Annotated in this window: 14 protein-coding genes; 5 read left to right on the forward strand and 9 right to left on the reverse strand. The window is 66.9% G+C overall.

Annotated features, from left to right (window positions below):
- Positions 1-2 precede the first annotated feature (2 nt).
- The 3 genes from O9271_RS06700 (at position 3) to asnB (ending at position 4,691) form a co-directional block, all read left to right on the forward strand.
- Positions 3-1,190: a glycosyltransferase gene (locus O9271_RS06700; RefSeq protein ID WP_298267476.1), complete on the forward strand. Its 1,188-nt coding sequence runs from the start codon at positions 3-5 to the stop codon at positions 1,188-1,190.
- Between the two features lie 25 nt (positions 1,191-1,215).
- The gene (locus O9271_RS06705; protein ID WP_298267478.1) at positions 1,216-2,637 is read left to right on the forward strand and encodes a hypothetical protein; all 1,422 of its coding nucleotides are present in this window, start codon (positions 1,216-1,218) and stop codon (positions 2,635-2,637) included.
- Positions 2,638-2,813: 176 nt separating this feature from the next.
- The gene (asnB, locus tag O9271_RS06710; RefSeq protein ID WP_298267481.1) at positions 2,814-4,691 is read left to right on the forward strand and encodes an asparagine synthase (glutamine-hydrolyzing); all 1,878 of its coding nucleotides are present in this window, start codon (positions 2,814-2,816) and stop codon (positions 4,689-4,691) included.
- Positions 4,692-4,752: 61 nt separating this feature from the next.
- Here asnB and O9271_RS06715 read toward each other — a convergent pair whose 3' ends face one another.
- The 9 genes from O9271_RS06715 to O9271_RS06755 all read right to left on the reverse strand — a co-directional run bounded on the left by O9271_RS06715 (position 4,753) and on the right by O9271_RS06755 (position 16,930).
- Positions 4,753-5,697: a hypothetical protein gene (locus O9271_RS06715; RefSeq protein WP_298267483.1), complete on the reverse strand. Its 945-nt coding sequence runs from the start codon at positions 5,695-5,697 to the stop codon at positions 4,753-4,755.
- Between the two features lie 400 nt (positions 5,698-6,097).
- Positions 6,098-7,426 carry a right-handed parallel beta-helix repeat-containing protein gene (locus O9271_RS06720; protein WP_298267486.1) on the reverse strand — a complete coding sequence of 443 codons (1,329 nt, stop codon included), beginning with the start codon at positions 7,424-7,426 and terminating at the stop codon, positions 6,098-6,100.
- A gap of 814 nt (positions 7,427-8,240) precedes the next feature.
- Positions 8,241-9,800 (reverse strand): glycosyltransferase family A protein, encoded by a 1,560-nt coding sequence (locus tag O9271_RS06725; protein ID WP_298267489.1) that lies wholly within the window; start codon positions 9,798-9,800, stop codon positions 8,241-8,243.
- Between the two features lie 77 nt (positions 9,801-9,877).
- Positions 9,878-10,927, reverse strand: coding sequence for a glycosyltransferase family 2 protein (locus O9271_RS06730; RefSeq protein ID WP_298267492.1), 1,050 nt, complete (start codon positions 10,925-10,927; stop codon positions 9,878-9,880).
- Complete coding sequence (locus O9271_RS06735; RefSeq protein ID WP_298267494.1) at positions 10,924-11,973, reverse strand: glycosyltransferase family 4 protein; 1,050 nt, start codon at positions 11,971-11,973, stop codon at positions 10,924-10,926. Before O9271_RS06735 ends, O9271_RS06730 begins: the two co-directional genes overlap by 4 nt.
- Entirely contained in the window at positions 11,970-12,635 is a 666-nt protein-coding gene (locus tag O9271_RS06740; protein ID WP_298267497.1) for a GNAT family N-acetyltransferase, read from the reverse strand. The genes O9271_RS06735 and O9271_RS06740 overlap by 4 nt, the downstream gene beginning before the upstream one ends.
- Positions 12,636-12,648: 13 nt before the next feature.
- The gene (locus O9271_RS06745) at positions 12,649-13,881 is read right to left on the reverse strand and encodes a glycosyltransferase family 4 protein (RefSeq protein ID WP_298267499.1); all 1,233 of its coding nucleotides are present in this window, start codon (positions 13,879-13,881) and stop codon (positions 12,649-12,651) included.
- On the reverse strand, positions 13,878-15,026 hold the full coding sequence (locus tag O9271_RS06750; protein ID WP_298267502.1) for a glycosyltransferase family 4 protein: 1,149 nt from the start codon (positions 15,024-15,026) through the stop codon (positions 13,878-13,880). The genes O9271_RS06745 and O9271_RS06750 overlap by 4 nt, the downstream gene beginning before the upstream one ends.
- An 8-nt stretch (positions 15,027-15,034) precedes the next feature.
- On the reverse strand, positions 15,035-16,930 hold the full coding sequence (locus tag O9271_RS06755) for an ABC transporter ATP-binding protein (RefSeq protein ID WP_298267505.1): 1,896 nt from the start codon (positions 16,928-16,930) through the stop codon (positions 15,035-15,037).
- Between the two features lie 43 nt (positions 16,931-16,973).
- Between O9271_RS06755 and O9271_RS06760 the strand changes: the two genes are divergently transcribed.
- Together O9271_RS06760 and O9271_RS06765 are read left to right on the forward strand one after the other, a co-directional pair.
- On the forward strand, positions 16,974-18,161 hold the full coding sequence (locus O9271_RS06760; RefSeq protein ID WP_298267507.1) for a DegT/DnrJ/EryC1/StrS family aminotransferase: 1,188 nt from the start codon (positions 16,974-16,976) through the stop codon (positions 18,159-18,161).
- Positions 18,158-18,763 carry a sugar transferase gene (locus O9271_RS06765; RefSeq protein ID WP_298267509.1) on the forward strand — a complete coding sequence of 202 codons (606 nt, stop codon included), beginning with the start codon at positions 18,158-18,160 and terminating at the stop codon, positions 18,761-18,763. Before O9271_RS06760 ends, O9271_RS06765 begins: the two co-directional genes overlap by 4 nt.
- The last annotated feature ends 12 nt before the right edge of the window (positions 18,764-18,775 follow it).

An 18,775-nucleotide genomic window follows, 5' to 3' on the forward strand; every position in this document is an offset into this window, starting at 1 on the left:
TCATGTCCACACGTGCGCCCACGCCGCTAGCCTCGTTCCGCTGTGCCATCATCAGCGACGCGCTACACCGGCGTGATGCGCAGGGCACCGTATTCACTCTGGCCCCGCTGCTCAAGCAGTTCGCCGTGTGGGCCTCCCTCTTTCGCGAATTGCACATCGTCGCGCCCTTCATCGGCGAGCACGACGTACGGCACGATCACGCGCCGTACCCGTTTGACAACGTCACCTTCCACCCCATTCCGCTGGCCGGTGGCAACACGCTGGGCGACAAGCTGCAGTTGGCCCGCTCCGTGCCCGCGTGGCTGTGCATCATGAGACAGGTGGCGCCACAGGTCGATGCGGTGCACCTGCGCTGCCCCAGCAACATTGGCGGCGCGGCGCTGCTGGCCGGCATCTTTCGGCGGCACCATGCCCAGGCGGTGTACACCGGCAACTGGGCCGGCTACGTCGGCGAACCGCGCACCTATCGTGCACAGCGCTGGCTGCTGCGCCGCATGTTCGCGGGGCCGGTGTTCGTGTATCCCGTGGACGAACCGCTCGCGCCGCACGAAGTGGAAACCTTCTCCCCCTCCATGAGTGCGCACGACCTGCAGCACAGCACCGCCCTGCGCACCGCCGCCCTCGCCTCGGCGCGGCCTGGCCAGCCGCTCACCATTGCCTCGGTGGGCGCGCTCAACGCCAACAAGAACCACGCCCTGGTCATCGACGCCGTGGCCGACCTGATGCGCGATGGGGTGTCCGTGGCGCTGCACATCGTGGGCAGCGGCCCCGAAGCGGCCGCGCTGCAGGCGCGCACGGCACGGCTGGGCGTGGCGCCGTGCGTGCACTTTCACGGCAACCTGCCCCACCCGCAGGTACTCGCGCTGCTGGCAGGCGCCAATCTCTTTGCGCTCCCCTCACGCACCGAAGGGTTCAGCAAGGCCGTCGTGGAAGCGCTGGGCTGCGGCGCCATGCCCGTGGTCACCGCCAGCGCGGCCAACCGGGTGATCACCGACAGCGAGGCGTACGGCGCCCTGGTGCCGTTCGGCAACCGCGAGGCGCTCACCCAGGCGTTTCACCACTGCGCCGCGCGGCTGGCCGCCGACCCTTCGCTGCCGCTGGCCTGCATTGCGCACGCCCGGCGTTTCACGCTGGAGGCCTGGCGCGACCATCTCGCCAGCCAGCTGGTGCAGGCATGGGGGCTCACGTGACCGCGCGAATGTCGAGAGACCACGCATGGGGCTGAAGGAGCGCGTCTACGCGCACACGCCCCCGGTGCTGCAGTCGGCGCTGCTCTCGGCGTACGGGCTGCTCTGGCGACAGCGCCGGCTGGGCGGCGCCTTTCCCCGCTATGTGGCGGAGTACGAGGCACGCGAGTTTCTGTCGGCAGCCGAATGGGAGCGTTATCAGGGTGATCGGCTGGCCGCGCTGCTCCGCCATGCCTTGCACGCGGTTCCCGCCTATCGCCGGCTTCCCATTCGCGCCGAGGCGCTGCACCTGCTGGAAGCCGGTCGCCCCTTCGAGGCGCTGCGTCGCTTCCCGCTGCTCGACAAGGAAGCGCTGCGTCGCACGCCGCACGACTATGCGGCCGAGCATCCGGGGGTGCGGCTGGGCGCGGCGCTCACGAGCGGCACCACGGGCACGCCGCTGCGCATCATGGCCTCGGCCGATGCGCACCGTCGCTTCATGGCGGCCTACGAGGCGCGCGTGCGCCGCTGGGCTGGTGTGAGCCACCGCGATCGGCGGGTCATGATTGGCGGGCGGCTCATCGTGCCGGCGCAGGATCGGCGCGGCCCCTTCTGGCGCACCAACTGGGCCGAGCATCAGCTGTACATGTCGGCGTTCCACATTGGTCCCGACACGGCGCTGCGCTACGCGCAGGCGATCGTGCGTTTTGCGCCGCGCTACCTGGTGGGCTACGCCTCGGCGCTGTGGGCGTTGGCCGATGAGCTGGACCGCCAGGGATGGCGCGCGCCGCAGCCGCTGGCGGCCGTACTCACCAGCAGCGAGCCGTTGCGCCCCGACATGCGTGACACCCTGTCGCGGGTGTGGGGGTGCGCGGTGTACGACGGCTACAGCGGCGTGGAGAGCTGCTGTCTGGCGGGGGAATGCGCACATGGCCGGCTGCACCTCAACCCCGACGTGGGCGTGGTGGAGTTCATGGACGGCGATGGGGAACCCACGCTGGGCACTGAGCCGCGGGAGATGGTGGCCACCGGGCTGCTCAACTTTGACCAGCCGCTCATTCGTTACCGCACGGGCGATATGGCGATGCCCGCGGCCGTACGCTGCGGCTGCGGGCGCAGCATGCCGGTGCTCGCGGAGCTGGTGGGGCGCGTGGAGGACGACGTGATCCTGCGCGACGGTACACGCGTGCGGCGCTTCCATTCACTGCCGCTGGGGCTGACCGATGTGCGCAGTGTGCAGGTAGTACAGGAGTCGCTTGATGCCTTCGTGCTGAACGTGGTGCCCGATGGCACGCTGAGTGAGGCGAGCACGCACGCCCTGATCAGTCGATTGCAGGAACGGTGCGGCGGTGTGCAGGTGGAGGTACGCGAAGTCACGGAGCATGAGCGTACCCGCAACGGGAAGTTCCGGGCCGTGGTGAGTCGGCTGGGCGGAACCCCTCTGCCGAAAGCCGGTACTGCCTCAGGTTGATCGCCGTTCGGACAGCCATCGCGCTGCCGGCGCGCACTCCAGCGCCCCCCAATGGCCTGACCTTAACTTGATCTTAACAGGCGCTGACGTGCAGCACAGCCATGGATAGGTAACTCTTCGTGGACGCGTTACCAATTGGCGGGTCTCACCACTTGAAATGTGCAGGGGAATCTCCCATGTGTGGTTTTGCTGGCCTCCTTGCCGCGACATCTTCCGCCGCCTCGCCGCTCCTGCTGAAGGAGATGGCTGCAGCGCTTCGGCACCGTGGCCCAGACGACGTCGATGTTCTCGCCGACGGCCCATTCGGTGTTGCGCACACGAGGCTGAGCATCGTGGATGGGTCGGCAGCGGGCCACCAGCCAATGTCGGACGGCCAGTATACGCTCGCCTTCAATGGCGAGATCTACAACCACGCCTCGCTTCGTCCGGCGCTGCAGGAGCGCGGCGCGCGGTTCTCTGGCCATTCCGATACGGAAACGCTCTTCCACGCCCTTCGACTGCTGGGCGTAGCCAAGACACTGCGGGCGGTGCGTGGCATGTTCGCCTTCGCGTGGTACGATCATCATCAGCGGACGGTGCATCTCTGCCGCGACCGATTCGGGATCAAGCCGCTCTACTACGCGTGGATGTCCGGGGCGCTGTACTGGGGCTCGGAAGTCAAGGCCATGCGCGTTGCGCATCCCATTCGCCCCGACCCCTTCAAGACGCTCATGAGTATCGCGGGTGGGGGTAACAACTCCCACCGCTACTCGGTATTCGCTGGCGTCGTGCACGTACCGCCGGGCGGGTATGTCACCGCGCGCGCCGGGCACGCGCCACAGGTGGGGCAGTACTTCTCGCTATCGTCGATGCTCGACCCCGTGTACCGCCGTGAACTCGAGGGTATGCCGTACGCCGAGGTCACGAAGGAGCTTGGTCGGCTCATGGCGGTCAGCGTGGACTCGATGCTCATGTCAGACGCACCGGTTGGGGTGCTCGCCAGTGGCGGTCTCGACTCAAGCCTCATTGCCGCCCTTGCCAAACAGGCCGGGCACCCGCTTCCACTGTTCACGTCGGAAGTGGTGGGGCGCCACTCTGAGTTGTCCGATGCGCGCCTGCTGGCGACTCACCTCGGGCTCCCTCTGCACGTGTCCGAATTTCGGCCTGAGGCACTTGTGGACCACATCGTGGCGTGCACCTGGCACCACGAGTCTCCACTCATCGAAAACCAGAGCGGGGTGCCGTTCTCAAGGGTCTGTGCGCTCGCACACGACAACGGGATGAAGGTACTGCTCAGCGGAGAAGGTGCCGATGAGCTCTTCCTCGGTTACACCTTTCAGCATGCTCGGCGCTTTGTGCGGCGGGCGATGCTGCCGTTCACCCTGCTCGAGCGGCTCTATGCGCGGATTCCGCTTCTGCGGAGTGCTTTGGCGTGGAGCAAGCGGGAGTCCGCCGGTGATTTTTTGGTCCAGCTTTCGCACGAGTTCTCGCGAAGCATTGCCCGAGCGGAGTATGCCCACGCCTATCAGGGACTGTCCCGGCGGGAGTTATCGGAAGAACTGGAAGCGCCGATCTCGATGTTCGAGCACCTGATCTCGCTGCTGCACCGGAACGATCGCATGGGCATGATGGCCAGTATCGAGGCGCGATTCCCCTTTCTCGACGAGGAGGTGGTACGCTTCGGGCTCAACCTGCCGAGACGCTTCAAGACGCGCCTGGTGCCGCGCATCACGGAGGTGCGCCACCCGTTTGTCATGTCCAAGGCACCGGTGCGCGCCGTGCTCGCCCCCTTCGTTCCGCAGCAACTCATCGACAAGAAAAAAGTCGGCTTTCACATGCACACGCTTGCCGACGCCCGGTTCGGCGAAGGCTTCTTCCGCAACGGCTATCTCGCCGAGGTGGCCGGCCTTCACCCTGCCGCCGTGCGCCACATGCTGGCCGTTGAATCCCCCACCATGGTCGGTCGGCTCGCATCTGTCGAGATCTTCGGACGACTGTTCGCCATGGACCAATCCGTGGCCGACATCGACGCCCTGCTGCGTCGAGAAGCCGTACTGGCTGTCCCCGTGAGCTGATCGCGCGGCGCCCAACACGGCCAATGCGGGGCATTGGCCATTAACTCGTCACGACGGAGCGTCAACTGGTCTTGCCGCTCGACACCTTTTCCATGAGCCACTTCCACTCCAGTCGGCGTCGCTCGCGATCCGAAAGCGCGTGCGCACGCCCCTCCGGCGCAGACTGCTTCAGGTAGTCGAGGAGCGAGGCAACGGGGACAAACCATCCTGGCCGGCTCGCCACATACTCCATGACCTCGCGGAACCCGGGGGTGAAGCCCCCGGCGGCTTCCCGATAGAAACCGGCGCCGAGGTGCGTGTACAGGATGCAGGCGCCCCCCTCGGCCTCGAGCTGCCTGACCGCGTCGATCGTCACGTGCTTGCGGAACGCCGTAGGCGTTGCCGCCTCGGAGGACGCGAACCACGCGTTGGCCCACGGCTTGGTCGGGTCAGTGTACGGCATTTGCGGACACGACTTCAGGGTGTTGAGGTCCTGAAAGACGAAGTTTCGCACGTAATCGACGTTCTTGACGCAGAGGTCTCCCCAGAAGTAGGGGGAGCGTTCCTCCTGCCCCTGAAACCGGCCAACGTGTCGCCGCCGTGTCAGGAGATTGTAGACGGAGCGCCGGACGCCCGTAAGACGCTCCGGCCCCTGATACAGCGCGTCACGATTCCCCGAGTGAGAGGCCGTGGTTCGCGGCATCGCTCCGAACCACGACTCGAATCGGTCGAACGCCTCGATCGTACGGCCCCGTTCGGATGACTGATCCGCCGCGTTGTGCAGGGCAATCTCGTGCCCCTGTTGCTGCAGGTCGTGCACCCACTGCCGATATGCGGGGTCCTCGCACGTATCGCCGCCAACGTGCGGTCTCCCTACGGCATCGTGCGTCCAGATGCTCTTGGTGACCCGCAGCCCGAGCCGCGTAAGCAGCTCATAGATCGGTCCGGTGTTCACCACAGTCGACAGATCCGTGTCGTCGAACAGCGTAAAGGCGAACTGCTTTCCGTTGGGCCAGTGGTGGCGCATGGAGACACGGTTGGTGGAATGCCGATCTCGATGGCGGCAGAGATCTCAGAGTATAGGGAGCGACCCCTTTACCCGGGAAGCTCCCGGACGCGAATGACAACCGACGCCGGAGCGACTTCCCTCGTACCACGGACAATCCTCGCCTCCAGCATCCTCGCCGACTTGCCGGTGTTGGCAGCGTACCGTTCCTTTGCTCATCTTCACCCAACACTCCCCGGAGGGACCCAGATGACGGTCACGCAATCGCTTGAACCGCCCCGAGTTTCGTGGAGACTCGGCTAGTTGAGTACCAAGCGCTCCGCAGGAGCCGCGTGGGTGCGGTAGAAGTGCTCCTCGAACTCCGCGGGGGAAACATAGCCCAGCGGCTCTGCGGACGAGCACGGGAATCACCGGCAGTCAGCTACCGGGCCGTAACGAGATACACGGCGGGTGGCTGCCGGCGTACCGATCGATCGAGCTGCCGACCGATAGGATCCGGAGCTGGAGGAGAGACTGCCGACAGGGAGATCGCCTGCCCCGTATACACTCCCTGAACGATGGGGGGGCCGTTGAGGGCAAAGACATGCCGAATGGCGAAGCGCTGCCCGGCACGCAGTACCCTCGATAGATCGGGGGTGAAGCTGCCCGCCTGCGAAATGCTCCAGTGCACGATCACTGCGCGCCCGGGAAGGCTGTCCAAGGCGATCGTCCGGGTGACGCTTACCGGCGTCGGCGCCACGGCGATGCTTCCGGTGCGATCGGCCCCGGTCTGCTGACGCCACTCGTCAAAGGTCAGCACCGTCCACCGACCACCCACCTGGAAACCAAACGGCCAGGCGCGGCTGGCCTGCACAATGTACCGGTTTTGGCTCCAGGCTTCGACCATCGGCGCTGTGATGGATGGTGCCCACACTTCGAGGATCGGTGTGCCGCGTATTGGCGCACTGAACGGCATGGCAAAGATGTTGTTGCGCACAACTGTGCCCACCCATCGACCGATTGCTGCCCGCCCCTGCAAGAGGTTGTCTTCGATTACCAGTCGACCGGTACCCGGCTCGCCGCCATCGGCGTTGATCTTGAATCCCTGGGTGTCATCGGCACTGTGCACCATGACATTGCGGAGGAATGAGAGCGCAGCGCTCTGCTGCGTCCCCCCCTGATGGAAGATATTCCACGAGTAGCCGTGAAGCGGCAGGGCAGGTGCCCCGTTATCGAACGTCACGTTGTCCGTGACATCGACGTTCTCGAGCCAGGCGCGCGAGGTGCCGCTGATCTTGATGCCGGTGGAGAACTGATGGAACACCACGTTGCCTGCGATGCGCTTCTTCGAGGGCCGCCGGTTCTGCAGGTAGAAGCCGTGGCCGTGGGCGCGATCAGGCCCGATCCATCCGTTGTTATAGACAATGCACCCCTCGATGACCAGATCCTCGGCAAGGACACCCGCGAACAGGGCGTTGCCAAGATCGTGGATCACCAGCCCAAGCAGGTTAATGCGCGGGGCATTGACCTCGATGGAATGATTGATGCGCGGCAGACCGGCAGGCGTAGATCCAGGTACTGAAGTTCGCCGAGTCGGGTCGCTGGACATGAGCTCGAAATCGACGTACTTCGTGTCGCTACCTTCGATGATCAGACCGCCATCCAGAATCGGCCGCGCGGAATCTGCGCCGATGACCACAATCGGCCGAGTGCGCGTACCCGTCAATCGGCTGCGGAACACGCCGCTATAGCGACCCGTGAGCAGCTGCACCGTATCCCCCGGCTGAATGCGCAGCGGGGCGGAGAAGGCGTGCGGCAGGCTCCAGGGTCGGGCCGCACTACCATCGTTGTCGGCGCGCCCGCTCGGGCTCACGAAATACTTCGCAGCCCTGCTGGTCACTGGTGCACCGACACCGGCCGCGCTGCCTGCGGAGACAACCACTTGAACACTATCAATACACGAACGAACGGTCCGCACGACCCACGTGGTGCCCGGTGCACTCGCCAGAAGCGACGTACCGCCCGGGAGTGCACGAAGCATGTCAGAGCGTGGGGTGAGACGAACTGAAAGCCGATCGGTGACCCCGCGTCCCGTCATCGGTTCGGCGACACCGAGTCGCAGCGTGTCACCTACCGTCGCGGCGAAGAGACGGTCGCCGCGAATACAGGCGGTGCCATCCGCGACACTGCCCTGGACGGCCGACGCCGATGAGGTACTCTCCGGTACGGTTGCCGATCCGCAAGCACCGGCCAGCAGCAGCCACATGAGAGCTGCCCCCGCCCAGCGGGGATTGGCGGGCGCCGCGTGCATTGAGTGGGAGGCACGCACCCTCGAGCGAGTCGCGATCATGTTTCGGCGGTCGGTGCTAGTCATGTCCGGTGAGTTTGGAGCAAGTGCAGCGCACGTGAGGCCTCGTTGCTTTCCATCTGTCGACAATCAAGGGCCCGGCCAGGTAACTCTCGCCTCTTAACTGTCGGCTTGCGAGGCGTCCGGCTGAAGTAGTGCTTTGCGACGCGTGCCAATCACGTGACGATTGGCGACGCTGCCGGTGAAGCCCACCACGGTTGGGGGACGGGTTCCGGCGTCAGGTTCGACCGTGAATCTGGGGTATCTCGAAGTCCTCGAGCGAAGGGTGTGTGACCGCCATCACACGCGCCCGCGCGACTGCCTGCTCCTGCCAACGCCACTCCGGCCAAAGGGTCAGTACCCCGACCGTCAGCCTGGCAACCCGCGCGAGTCGGCCACCCTCCATGCGCAGCCCGCTGAACAGCCGTACGAGCCGTACTTCCCGCATCGACCACTCGCCGAAGTAACGCAAACAGATATACAGCTCGGTTGCCACCACCGGATGTCGGCCCAGGATGCGCTGCCGGGCGCTGGCGCGCGTCACCGCGCGGGCCTTGTGCACCCGCAGCCCGCCCCGCGGCGCGTGGTGGTGGTGCAGGCTGTTGGCGCCGTCCAGCAGCATCAGCGCCCCGGCACGCTGCAGGCGCAGCCCAAGGTCACCATCGGCACGACTCCCGCCGTCGAACGCCAGATCGAAGCCCCGCACATTACGCAACAGCGCGGTGCGGACGAGCGAATTGCCCCCCATGAGCACCGGACTCAAACGCCACCCGCGTTGCGCCTCCGGCAATGGCGTCACCCCATCCTCGGTGGCCACGCCCACGCTCACGTCGGCGCCCGTCGCCTCGCACAACGCCACATGCTGCGCGATGAGCGTGGGCGGAAAGTCGATGTCGTCGTCGAGCAGCAGCGTCCAGTCGGCTCGCACCTGGTGAATGCCCGCATTGCGCGCCGAGCTCTGCCCCGCCGCGTCCAGTCGCACCACGTGCAGCGGCAGCTCCGGAAAGTCCGCTTCGAGCTGATGATCGCGCGACGCCGCCGGTGTCTGATCCACCACGATAATCTGCGTCGGTCGATGCGTCTGCGCACGCAACTGCTCGAGGGCCGCTCGCAGGTACGGCACACGGTCGACGGTGGGAATGAGTACGGCCACCGTGGCCTCTGACCGTGCCTGAGGGACCATCGTGCGGCGCAGTACCGGCGTAATGGGACGGCAACGGTGACGCCGAGCCGCCATCACTGCCCTGGCCACTTCCCCGAGGGGAAACATGCCGGACGAAACAAGGCGGCCGGCCACGTACCACATCCAGAGGTCACCGACGTACCGCCGCGTGAAGTGCAACTGGTCCACGGCGGAGATCGGGGCCGGAATGGGACGATCCCCGTCGTGTTCACTGAGGGCACGAACGATCACGCCGCCGTGAAACCACTCCCAGCCAAGCGCCGAGGCCGCGGCCTGCACCCCCTCGAAGGCCGCGCAGGGAGCCGGCGCGCTCTCGAGAACGCCCATGGCCACCAAACAGCCATCCAGCAGCAGCTCCGCCGAAGAATGTGGTGCCACACCGTCCGGGAGCACCAGCGGCAGGTAGGCGGGCTGGGTGAATCGCAGACACGGCATCCCGGCCGCGTACACACCGCTCCCGTGATGCAGCACCTCGGCACGTGCGCGGTGCAAATGCGCCTGTACCTGCGCCACCTCGGGGAGCGGCTCACCCACGCGCCGGAAGAGCAGCAGCGCGGACCGGTTTGCCGTCACGAACGCCGGCCATTGCGCCGCCAGCTCCGCGCCGCGGTGCATGGGTGCACCAACGGGCTGCCAACCGTTCACTGTGGCCGCATAGGCCTGAAAGGCCATCGTACCGACCAACGCCCCCGTCATCGACTGAGCCCGAGATCGACGCGTGGCTGATGCACGCCGCCGCGCAGCAGCAGGCGCAAGGCACCGTACAGCCACCCCGCCCCATACATGACGTGCATCACCGGCACGGCCAGGGCAAAGCCCGCTGCAGCGCCCGCGCCGTTACGCGCCACCAGGCGCAGCGCCTGCGACCCGATGGCCAGCGCATAGACCACCACGAGCGTCATCAGCGGCCACGCCGGCCACCGTGGGAGCAGGGCCAGCACCGCGAGCCCGAGCAGCGACAGCACGAACGCCGGTGGCACCAGCTGACGCACGGTCGGCAGGCTCCCCACCTTCGCCGCAGCGAGCGGCTTGTACACACCGTACTGCCAGAACATGCGGCGAAGCTGGCCAAAGCTCCCGCGCGCCACGTAGTCCACTTCAACGTCGGGAACGAGCAGGATACGCCCGCCCGCGCGACGCAGGCGATGATTGAACTCGTCGTCCTGATTCCGCAGCAGTTCCTCGTCGAACAGGCCAATGCGATCGAAGAGCTCCCGCCGGTAGCAGCCGAAGGGGACGGTGTCCGCCCAGCGTGGTGTGGTCGGCCTGAGACGGAAGAGCGCGTTCCCCACCCCCAGCGGATGACCCAGCGCGAGCGCGATGCCGCGCGCGGTCCCGCTGCCATTGGCGGGGATGGTGCGGCAGTGCCCCCCAACGTTGTCGGCCCCGTGCTCCTGCAGGGCAGCGATGAGCGTGGCGCAGTAGTGCGGTGGATATGTGGCGTGGGCACCAATGGGCAGGATGATGCTGCCCCGCGCCGCCAATATGCCCGTGTTGAAGGCCGCCGGCGTCGTTCGTCGCACGTTGTCCACCAGTCGCAGGTCGGGTACGGTGTCCGCCAGCCGCTGCACGATCTCGCGCGTCCCATCGTCGCTCAGGCCGTCCACCACCAGAATCTCCAGCTGGGGGTAGTGCAGCCGGTTGTTCACGAGGGACATGACACAGCGCTCGATGTACGATGCCTCGTTACGGCAGAGCACCACACAAGTGGCCAACGGGTTCATGCCGGGAAGGTGCGTCATGCGGAGGGCGCGGCAATCTCGCGCAGCAGGGTGGACCAGCGTGCATGCACCATGGGCCAGTCGTACGCCTGGGCAATTTCCCGACCCGACACGGACGCGGCGGCGACAGCATCGGGCTGCTGCAGCAGTAACGCGACCGCGCCAGCCAGGGCCTCCGCCGATCCACAGGGCACCGGCGCCGGACCATGATACGTGGCAAGCAGGTCGGGAATGCCGCCGGCGTTCGTGGTCACCACCGGGAGCCCGCAGGCCATCGCCTCCACGAGGGACACCGGCGCGTTGTCCACGTCGGTGGTGTTGAGGAGTAGGTCGGCCTTGTCCATCCAACCGGGGATCTCTGCCTTGCCCACCGCACCGACCAGGTGAATGTGCCGGGCCAGTCCCAACTTGGCGATGAGGGCCGTCAGTGTACCGTGCATGCCGTGCTTGTCCGGTCCGACCATGGTGAGCGTGGCGGGAATGCCCTGCGCATGGAGTAGCTGTACCACCTGCACCGCCAGCTCCGGCCGGTAGATGGGATGCAGCGCACGCACCCAGAGCATGTGGGCACCGGTCTGTGCACGCTGCCGCCAGCGGTACCTGCTGAGTTCGATGCCGTTGGGGATCACCTGTGGCGCAACCCACCGGCTGGCCACCGTACGGGCCAGCCATGTCGAGGGAGAAACGGTGGCGCGCGCCTGCTGCAACAGGGCCCCGAGGGCACCGGGCACACGCTCGGCGATCTGGGGCAGCCCCCCGCCGTGCAGATAGGCGACATACGGGATCCCTCGCGCCGCGCACACCTTGCCCACAAGGTGTGCCCAGTGAAACGCACGCCCGCCAAAGACATCGAGCACCACGATGGTGGCGCCCCGGCGCGCACGCACGGCGGCTGCCAGCTGTTCCACGAGGCGGCCCACACCCGTTGCCCGGCTCGACACCACATCCACCGTCCACTCCTGCTGCGCCAATTGCTGGGCGAGCTCTCGTGACGCGGCGATGTTGCTGCCGGCGGAGCGAGGGTGGGCGCCCACGAAAAGCAGCCGAGGCAGTGCGTGTCGTATCACGGCCGGTGCTCCAACGGGAGGCGCATGTTGCCGGTCCACGGATGTGCGCCATCGCGTTGCCAGCCGCGCTTTTCGTAGAAGGCGATGGCGCGCGGGTTGTCGGTGTTCACGTGCAGGTTCATGGCGCGGAAACCAGCGGCCATGGCGGCGCCCTCCAATTCCTGCATAAGCTGCGCGGCCACCCCGCTCCCGTGTCTATTTGGTGCAACGGCGAGGGCCAGCACGCCGAAACTGGGTTCGTGCGCTGGTCCGGGCCGGGAGGGGGCCACGCGCCGAAACCAGACGCCAACGACGGCGCACGTGACGGCCCGCAGCTTCGCCAGCACCCGACGATCGCCCAGCAGTTGCGGGTTTCTGGCGAGCGCCAGCAACAGGGTACCGGCGTACGCCTTCACAAAGCCGGAGGTGGCGCCGTGATAGCGCCCGCCAATCACGAATCCGGCCAGCCCATTCCGGTCGCCCACCACCGCCGCCCGAAAGGCACGTGCCGTGGCCCCGCAGCGCAGCTGCCACGCGTAGTAGGCACGCACCACATCAACGCCCAGGCGGCTCATCAGCTGCTCGGGGAAGGCGCTGATGTGCAGCTGGGCAACGGCCTCCAGATCGGCCTCCTGCATGAGCCGCACGGCCATGGTGGCGTTGGGGGGCTCCATCTGCTGCATGCGCTCGCCGCCCTCAGCGAGCCAACGGGGAGAGCCCAAGCTCCCCGTAGAACTGTTCCCATCGATCGATCTGTCGCTCGATGCGGAAGTTGCTGGCGACGCGCGCCCTCCCCTCCTGGCCCATGCGGCCACGACGCGGGGCATCACGCAGCAGTTCCTCCATGGCGTTAGCCAGGGCAGGCGCGTCGTACGTCGGCACCACCAGCCCCGTTTCCCCGTGCGCCACGTTTTCGGCCAACCCGTCGGCATTGGTCACCACCACCGGGCACCCCACAGCCTGCGCCTCGAGGACCGCGTTGCAGAACCCCTCCGACACCGCCGCGTGCAGAAACAGGTCGGCCGCACGCAGTTCGTCGCGTACCGCCTCGCGGCCGAGCTTGCCGAGCAACGTGACCCGGTCGCCCAACCCCGCCTGATCTACCGCCACGCTGATGGCGACAACGTGGCCGCCATCGCCAACGATGCGATACTCCACATCCCAGCCGCGAGCAACCAACTGGCGAATCGCTTCAATGGCATGCTCGTAGCCCTTTTTCCACTCGAGGCGCCCCACAGCGAGGATGCGCAAGCGACGCGTGCCCGTATGCACCGGGCGTACCTCATCACCTGGGCAGAAGAAGTCCACGTCGATGGCGGGCGGGATAACAGCAAAGCGCGCATCGGGGGGGCACCCGCGGGCGATGGCGCGCCTCTTTATGTCTTCACCAAGCACATGCACCCCCCGTGCGCCACGGCACACGTCGCCATAAATGGCGCCGTCACGCAAGCGATGGAAGTTCACGTCGTAGCCGCGAAAGCTGAGCGAGTACGGCATGTCGTTGGCCACGAGCGTGTGCGCCCGCCCAAGCGCCAGCGTGCCGAACTCGAAGTGCACGAGCGAGGGTGCGAGTCGCACCAGCGGGCTGTCGAGAATGCAGCTGGTGGGAGTACCGGGCCTCGGTGCCCGCAGTGCCCGCCGCCAGTGACTGGCCGTACGCCACGGCGCTGCCGCCGCCGCACCGGCTACGGCCGTGGCAGCGCGCAACGCTCCCACAGGCGTGCGTTCGAGACGCGGCTCGGCGTGCACGCGTCCCTCCGCGAACATGCGCTGAACGGACGCACCGAAGCGGTGGGCATTTTCCGGGAGCAAATCACGGCAGACCACATGCACATCCCACCCACGCTCCAGCAGCCCCGCCACCTTCGAGGCAATGAAGGTCTCGGAGAGCTGCGGAAACGCGGGCACCACCAGCACGAGCCTGCTCAACCTGCCACCGCCGCTTCCTCGTAGAAGCGCTTCCAGCTTTTAGCCTGCTGCGACAGCGAGAACTCCCGCTCGACACGCTCACGCGCGGCCTTGCCCATGCGACCGGCAAGTGAGCGGTCGCGCGCAATGCATACAATGGCGTTTGCCATGGCCGCCGGGTCACGTACCGCCACCACGAACCCTTCTATCCCATCGGCTACCGCTTCGCGCATGCCGCCGGCGTCGGTCACGATGGCCGGCAGGCCGCTGGCCATGCCTTCCAGCACGGCGTTCGCAATGCCTTCGTCGATACTGGCCAGGAGGATGGCATCGCTCTCGACAAGAATGCCCGCTACATCGCGGGAGGGTATCGCCCCCTCCAGCGTGACGACCCCCTCAAGCCCAAGCTCGCGGATGGCGAACTGCAGCCGCTCCCGTTCGTCTCCGTCACCCACAATGCGGTAGTGCACCTTCACCCCAGCACGAACCGCCTGTGCAACGGCCACGATTGCGAACTCGTACCCCTTGTGCCAGATCAGCGATCCGACGGACACCAGGCGCAACGGAGTTCCCGTCCGCTGTGGCCGTGCGTGCGCATAGCTCTCGGGGGCCACGGCCGGTCGAATGATGCGCGACTTGGCTGCATCGAGACCGAATGCACCAGCAGCGCGGCAGATATCCGCCGACACACAGTGTACCAACCGCGCGGCTGCAAGAGTTTGCGCGATCGACTGCGCCAGCGACTGCCTTCGTGGATCCTTAGGCGCAGTCTTGAGCTGCGACCCCCGCAGGCTCACCGTGACTGCAGCCGTGGTTCCGTTCCGCAGCGCTCGGAATGAATCGGCGCTCAACACCCACTCGAAGTGGATGACCTGAACGTTGGCCAGCGCACGGAGAGTCAACATTCGCGCTATGGCCCGAGGAATACCCGACAGGTGGTCGGCCCGCACCACTGCCGCACCGCCCACGAGGGCGCGCAGATACGCCAACGCGCGCCGACGTACGTCGCCCAGTGTCGCCGACAGGAGAGGCCGCCACTCCACGCCATCGCGGCGAAAGGTGCGACTCACGGTGCGCGAGTAGACCGTAAGCTGCACGCCTTCCCGAGCCAACCAGGTGAACTTGCGGTCGAGAAAGGTTTCCGGAGGGTAGCGAACGTCAATCACGGCCACCTTCACGAAGTAACCTCACTGCCAATCGGTTCGTTGCTGCTCTGCGGCGCTCCAGACATGGCGGCGGCGGTGGCGAGTTGCCGAAACAGGGCACTGCGCTGCTCCAGCTCCTCCCAGCTACCAATCTCCGCCACGCGCCCCTCGTTGAGCAGCAGGATCTGGTCGCAGTGACGAATGGTGGCCAGCCTGTGGGCAATGACCATCAGCGTCTGGTCTTGCCGTTGGCGCTGAATGTCGGCCATTACCAACTGCTCGGTCACCCCGTCGAGGGCGCTGGTGGCTTCATCCAGAATGAGCAGTGGCGGGTGCCTGTACAACGCGCGCGCAATGCCAATGCGCTGCCGCTGGCCACCGCTCAGGCGCACCCCACGCTCCCCTACCACCGTATCGAGTCCCTGCGGCAGCGTGTTCAGCAACTCCTGCAACTGCGCCAGCCTGGCCACCTCCAGAGCGCGGGCACGGTCGACAGTCTCGGGTGGCTCGCCAAAAGCAATGTTGGCCAGTAGCGATTCGTCGGTGATGAACACTGCCTGCGATACGTAGCCCACCTGCGGGCGCCATGCTCTGATGTTGTGCAGCCCCAATGGTTGACCGTCCACGCACACCGCGCCGCGCTCGGGCCATTGCAGGCCAAGCAGGATATCAGCGAGCGTGCTCTTCCCCGACCCCGACGAGCCGATCACCCCCAGCGAGCTCCCCCTGGGGATGCGGAACGACACGCCATCCAGCGCGGGGCGCTGCTGCCCCTCGTACCGGAAGCACAGATCGCGCACCACCACTTCGCGTCCAAAAGGTAGTGCCTCGAGTGGTTCCTGTTCGTGTTGCTGCGCCTCGGCGCCATCCTCAAGCGCGGCAAGCACTTCGTCAATCGTTGAACGATTGGTGCGGTACGCGGTGATGGCGCCGAACACATTCTGCATGGCCGGCAGCAGGCGAATGCCGGCAAACAGGTACAGGCTGAGCGTGGGGAGCAGTGACGCGGGTGCCTGGCCACCCGAGCGTACTACCAGAAGCGCCACGATCATGCTGCCAACCAGCAGTACCTCCACCAGATAACGCGGTACCAGGGGCAGGGTGTTCGCCAGTACGGCACCACGACGGATGGTGCTGTCCGACTCGCGGAAGCGCGCCAGCGGGAGCTCCTCCTGCTGCAACACCTTGAGTTCGCGAATACCCGACAGCGCCTCGCTGGCCACCTTGTTGCGCACGCGATTGGCCCGGAGGCGCTCTTCACCCGACGCGGCGGTCCGTTTCTTGGCGGCCGCGTGCGTGATGGCAAAGACGCCGCCGATGACGGTGAGCAGGATGCTGGACACCACCAGATCGCTGGCCAGCAGCAGCGCCACCACCGCCACCACCACCAGCGACTGACCGGCGAGCGTGAGCAGCGGCCCTACCACACCGGCGCCCACCTGCTGGCTCTCCTGCATGACGGTGCGGTGCACCTGCGCCGAGTGCACGGTGGTGTGATAGGCGTACGGCCTGGCGAGATAGCCGCGCAGCAGCCGCCGCGAGAGGTACAGCACCACGTCCCAGCTGTAGGCGGTCGACTGTCGCGCCGCAACAACGGCCAGCACGTTCCCCAGCGCCAGCGAAACGACCACACACACCCCGAGCGCCGTGGTGAACGCCATGGGCGACGTGAAGCCGCCGACGCGATAGAGCCACGCCAGCGCATCCACCTCCTGAATGACCGTCGGGTCAGTAGCCACCTTCAGGAACGGAGCCACCGCGCCGACGCCCACCAGCTCGAAGGCGCTGCGGATCACGAGCAGCGCCAGCATGCCCCACAGTCGCTTGCGGCCGGGGGGGAGCACCTTGGACAGTCGCGCCAGTTCGGCGCGCACCCCCACCCTCTGGTCGCCCTGCGTGTGTGCGGACAGATTTGCTGAGGTCACGCTACTGCTCGTCCTTGCGTCGTTCACATTCGTGAGTGCTCTCATGACCCCGTTGGATATTCCCGTGCGCGACACCTTCCTCCCCTTCTCGCCGCCGTCCGTTGGCCCCGAGGAGATTGCCGAAGTGGTCGCCGCCCTGCAGTCCGACTGGATCACCACCGGGCCCCGCACGCAGGAGTTCGCACGCGCCTTCGCCGACAGCGTGGGCGCCCCCGCGGCACTCGCCCTCAACTCCTGCACCGCCGGCCTGCACGTGGCGCTCGCCACGCTGGGCATTGGCGCGGGTGACGAGGTCATCACCACCCCCATGACGTTCTGCTCCAGCGCCAACGTCATCGTGCATGTGGGCGCCACACCCGTACTGGTCGATGTGGAGCCCGACACGCTCAACATCTGCCCCAACGAAGTCGCCCGGCGCATCACCCCGCGCACTCGCGCCATCATTGCCGTGCACTACGCCGGCCACCCCGCCGAACTCACCGCCCTGCGCGCGCTGGCCAACCAGCACGGCCTCACGCTCATCGAAGACGCCGCGCACGCCTACCCCGCCGCCTACCGCGGCACCCCCATTGGCGGTGGCAGCAACCCGGTGGCCTTCAGCTTCTACGCCACCAAGAACCTCACCACCGGCGAAGGGGGCATGCTCACCGGCGACGCGGAATTCCTCGACCGAGCCCGCATCGTGAGCCTGCACGGCATGTCGCGCGACGCCTGGAAGCGCTACACCAAGGGGGGCAGCTGGCACTACGACGTGGTGCTGCCGGGCTTCAAGTACAACATGACCGACCTGGCCGCCGCCCTGGGACTCGTGCAGCTGCGGCGCATGGACGACATGCAACGCCGCCGGCAGGAGGTCGTGAACATGTACATGGCCGGTTTCGCCGAGCTGGCGGCCGAAGGGCTGCTGGAGCTGCCGGTACACCGCCCGCATGTGGACCACGCCTGGCACCTGTTCGTGCTGCGGCTGCGCCCCGACCGGCTGCGCATTGGCCGCGACGCGTTCATCACCGCCATGACCGAGCAGAACATCGCCACCAGTGTGCACTTCATTCCCGTGCACCTGCACCCCTACTACCGCGACCGGTACGGCTTCGCCCCCACCGATTTCCCCGTGGCCAACGATGCCTACTCGCGCATGCTGAGCCTGCCGCTGCACCCGCGCCTGAGCGATGGCGACGTGGCCGATGTCGTGGCGGCCGTGCACCGCATCGTGCGCGCCAACCGGCTGTGACCCCGGCCAAGCGCGCCTTCGATGTCGTGGCGTCGCTGACCGGGTCACTGCTGCTGCTCCCGCTGTGCGCCGTCATTGCGCTGGCCATACGCCGCGACGGTGGCCCGGTGTTCTTCAGGCAGCGTCGCGTGGGGCGCCACGGCCGCGAGTTCCTCATGTGGAAGTTTCGCAGCATGGTGGTGCGCGCCGAGCAGACAGGGCCGCAACTCACCGCCCACGGCGACCCGCGCATCACGCGCGTGGGGCACTGGCTGCGCAAGGCCAAGCTGGATGAGCTGCCTCAGCTGCTGAACGTGCTGGCCGGCGACATGTCGCTGGTGGGCCCCCGCCCGGAAGTGCCCCGCTATGTGGCGCTGTACACGCCGGCGCAGCGCGCCGTGCTGGCGCTCACCCCGGGCATTACCGACCCGGCCTCGCTGCACTACGTGGACGAGTCGGCGCTGCTGGCCGAGGCCAGCGACCCCGAGGCGCTGTACGTGAACACGCTCATGCCCGACAAGATTGCCCGCAACCTGGCGTACGCGCAGCAGGCCACGCTGGCGAGCGATGTGGCCGTCATTGTGCGCACGCTGCTGGCCGCCGCCGGGGTGGGGCGACGCTGAGCACCGGCGAGA

The sequence above is a fragment of the Gemmatimonas sp. genome (assembly GCF_027531815.1).
Lineage (GTDB): Bacteria > Gemmatimonadota > Gemmatimonadetes > Gemmatimonadales > Gemmatimonadaceae > Gemmatimonas.

Bases quoted from the DNA above. Each gene is read 5' to 3' on its own strand.
- O9271_RS06740 (WP_298267497.1), bottom strand. From the start codon at position 12,635: ATGCAGCAGATGGAGCCCCCCAACGCCACCATGGCCGTGCGGCTCATG.
- O9271_RS06760 (WP_298267507.1), top strand. From the start codon at position 16,974: ATGACCCCGTTGGATATTCCCGTGCGCGACACCTTCCTCCCCTTCTCG.
- asnB (WP_298267481.1), top strand. From the start codon at position 2,814: ATGTGTGGTTTTGCTGGCCTCCTTGCCGCGACATCTTCCGCCGCCTCG.
- O9271_RS06730 (WP_298267492.1), bottom strand. From the start codon at position 10,927: ATGACGCACCTTCCCGGCATGAACCCGTTGGCCACTTGTGTGGTGCTC.
- O9271_RS06725 (WP_298267489.1), bottom strand. From the start codon at position 9,800: ATGCACCGCGGCGCGGAGCTGGCGGCGCAATGGCCGGCGTTCGTGACG.
- O9271_RS06705 (WP_298267478.1), top strand. From the start codon at position 1,216: ATGGGGCTGAAGGAGCGCGTCTACGCGCACACGCCCCCGGTGCTGCAG.
- O9271_RS06715 (WP_298267483.1), bottom strand. From the start codon at position 5,697: ATGCGCCACCACTGGCCCAACGGAAAGCAGTTCGCCTTTACGCTGTTC.
- O9271_RS06700 (WP_298267476.1), top strand. From the start codon at position 3: ATGTCCACACGTGCGCCCACGCCGCTAGCCTCGTTCCGCTGTGCCATC.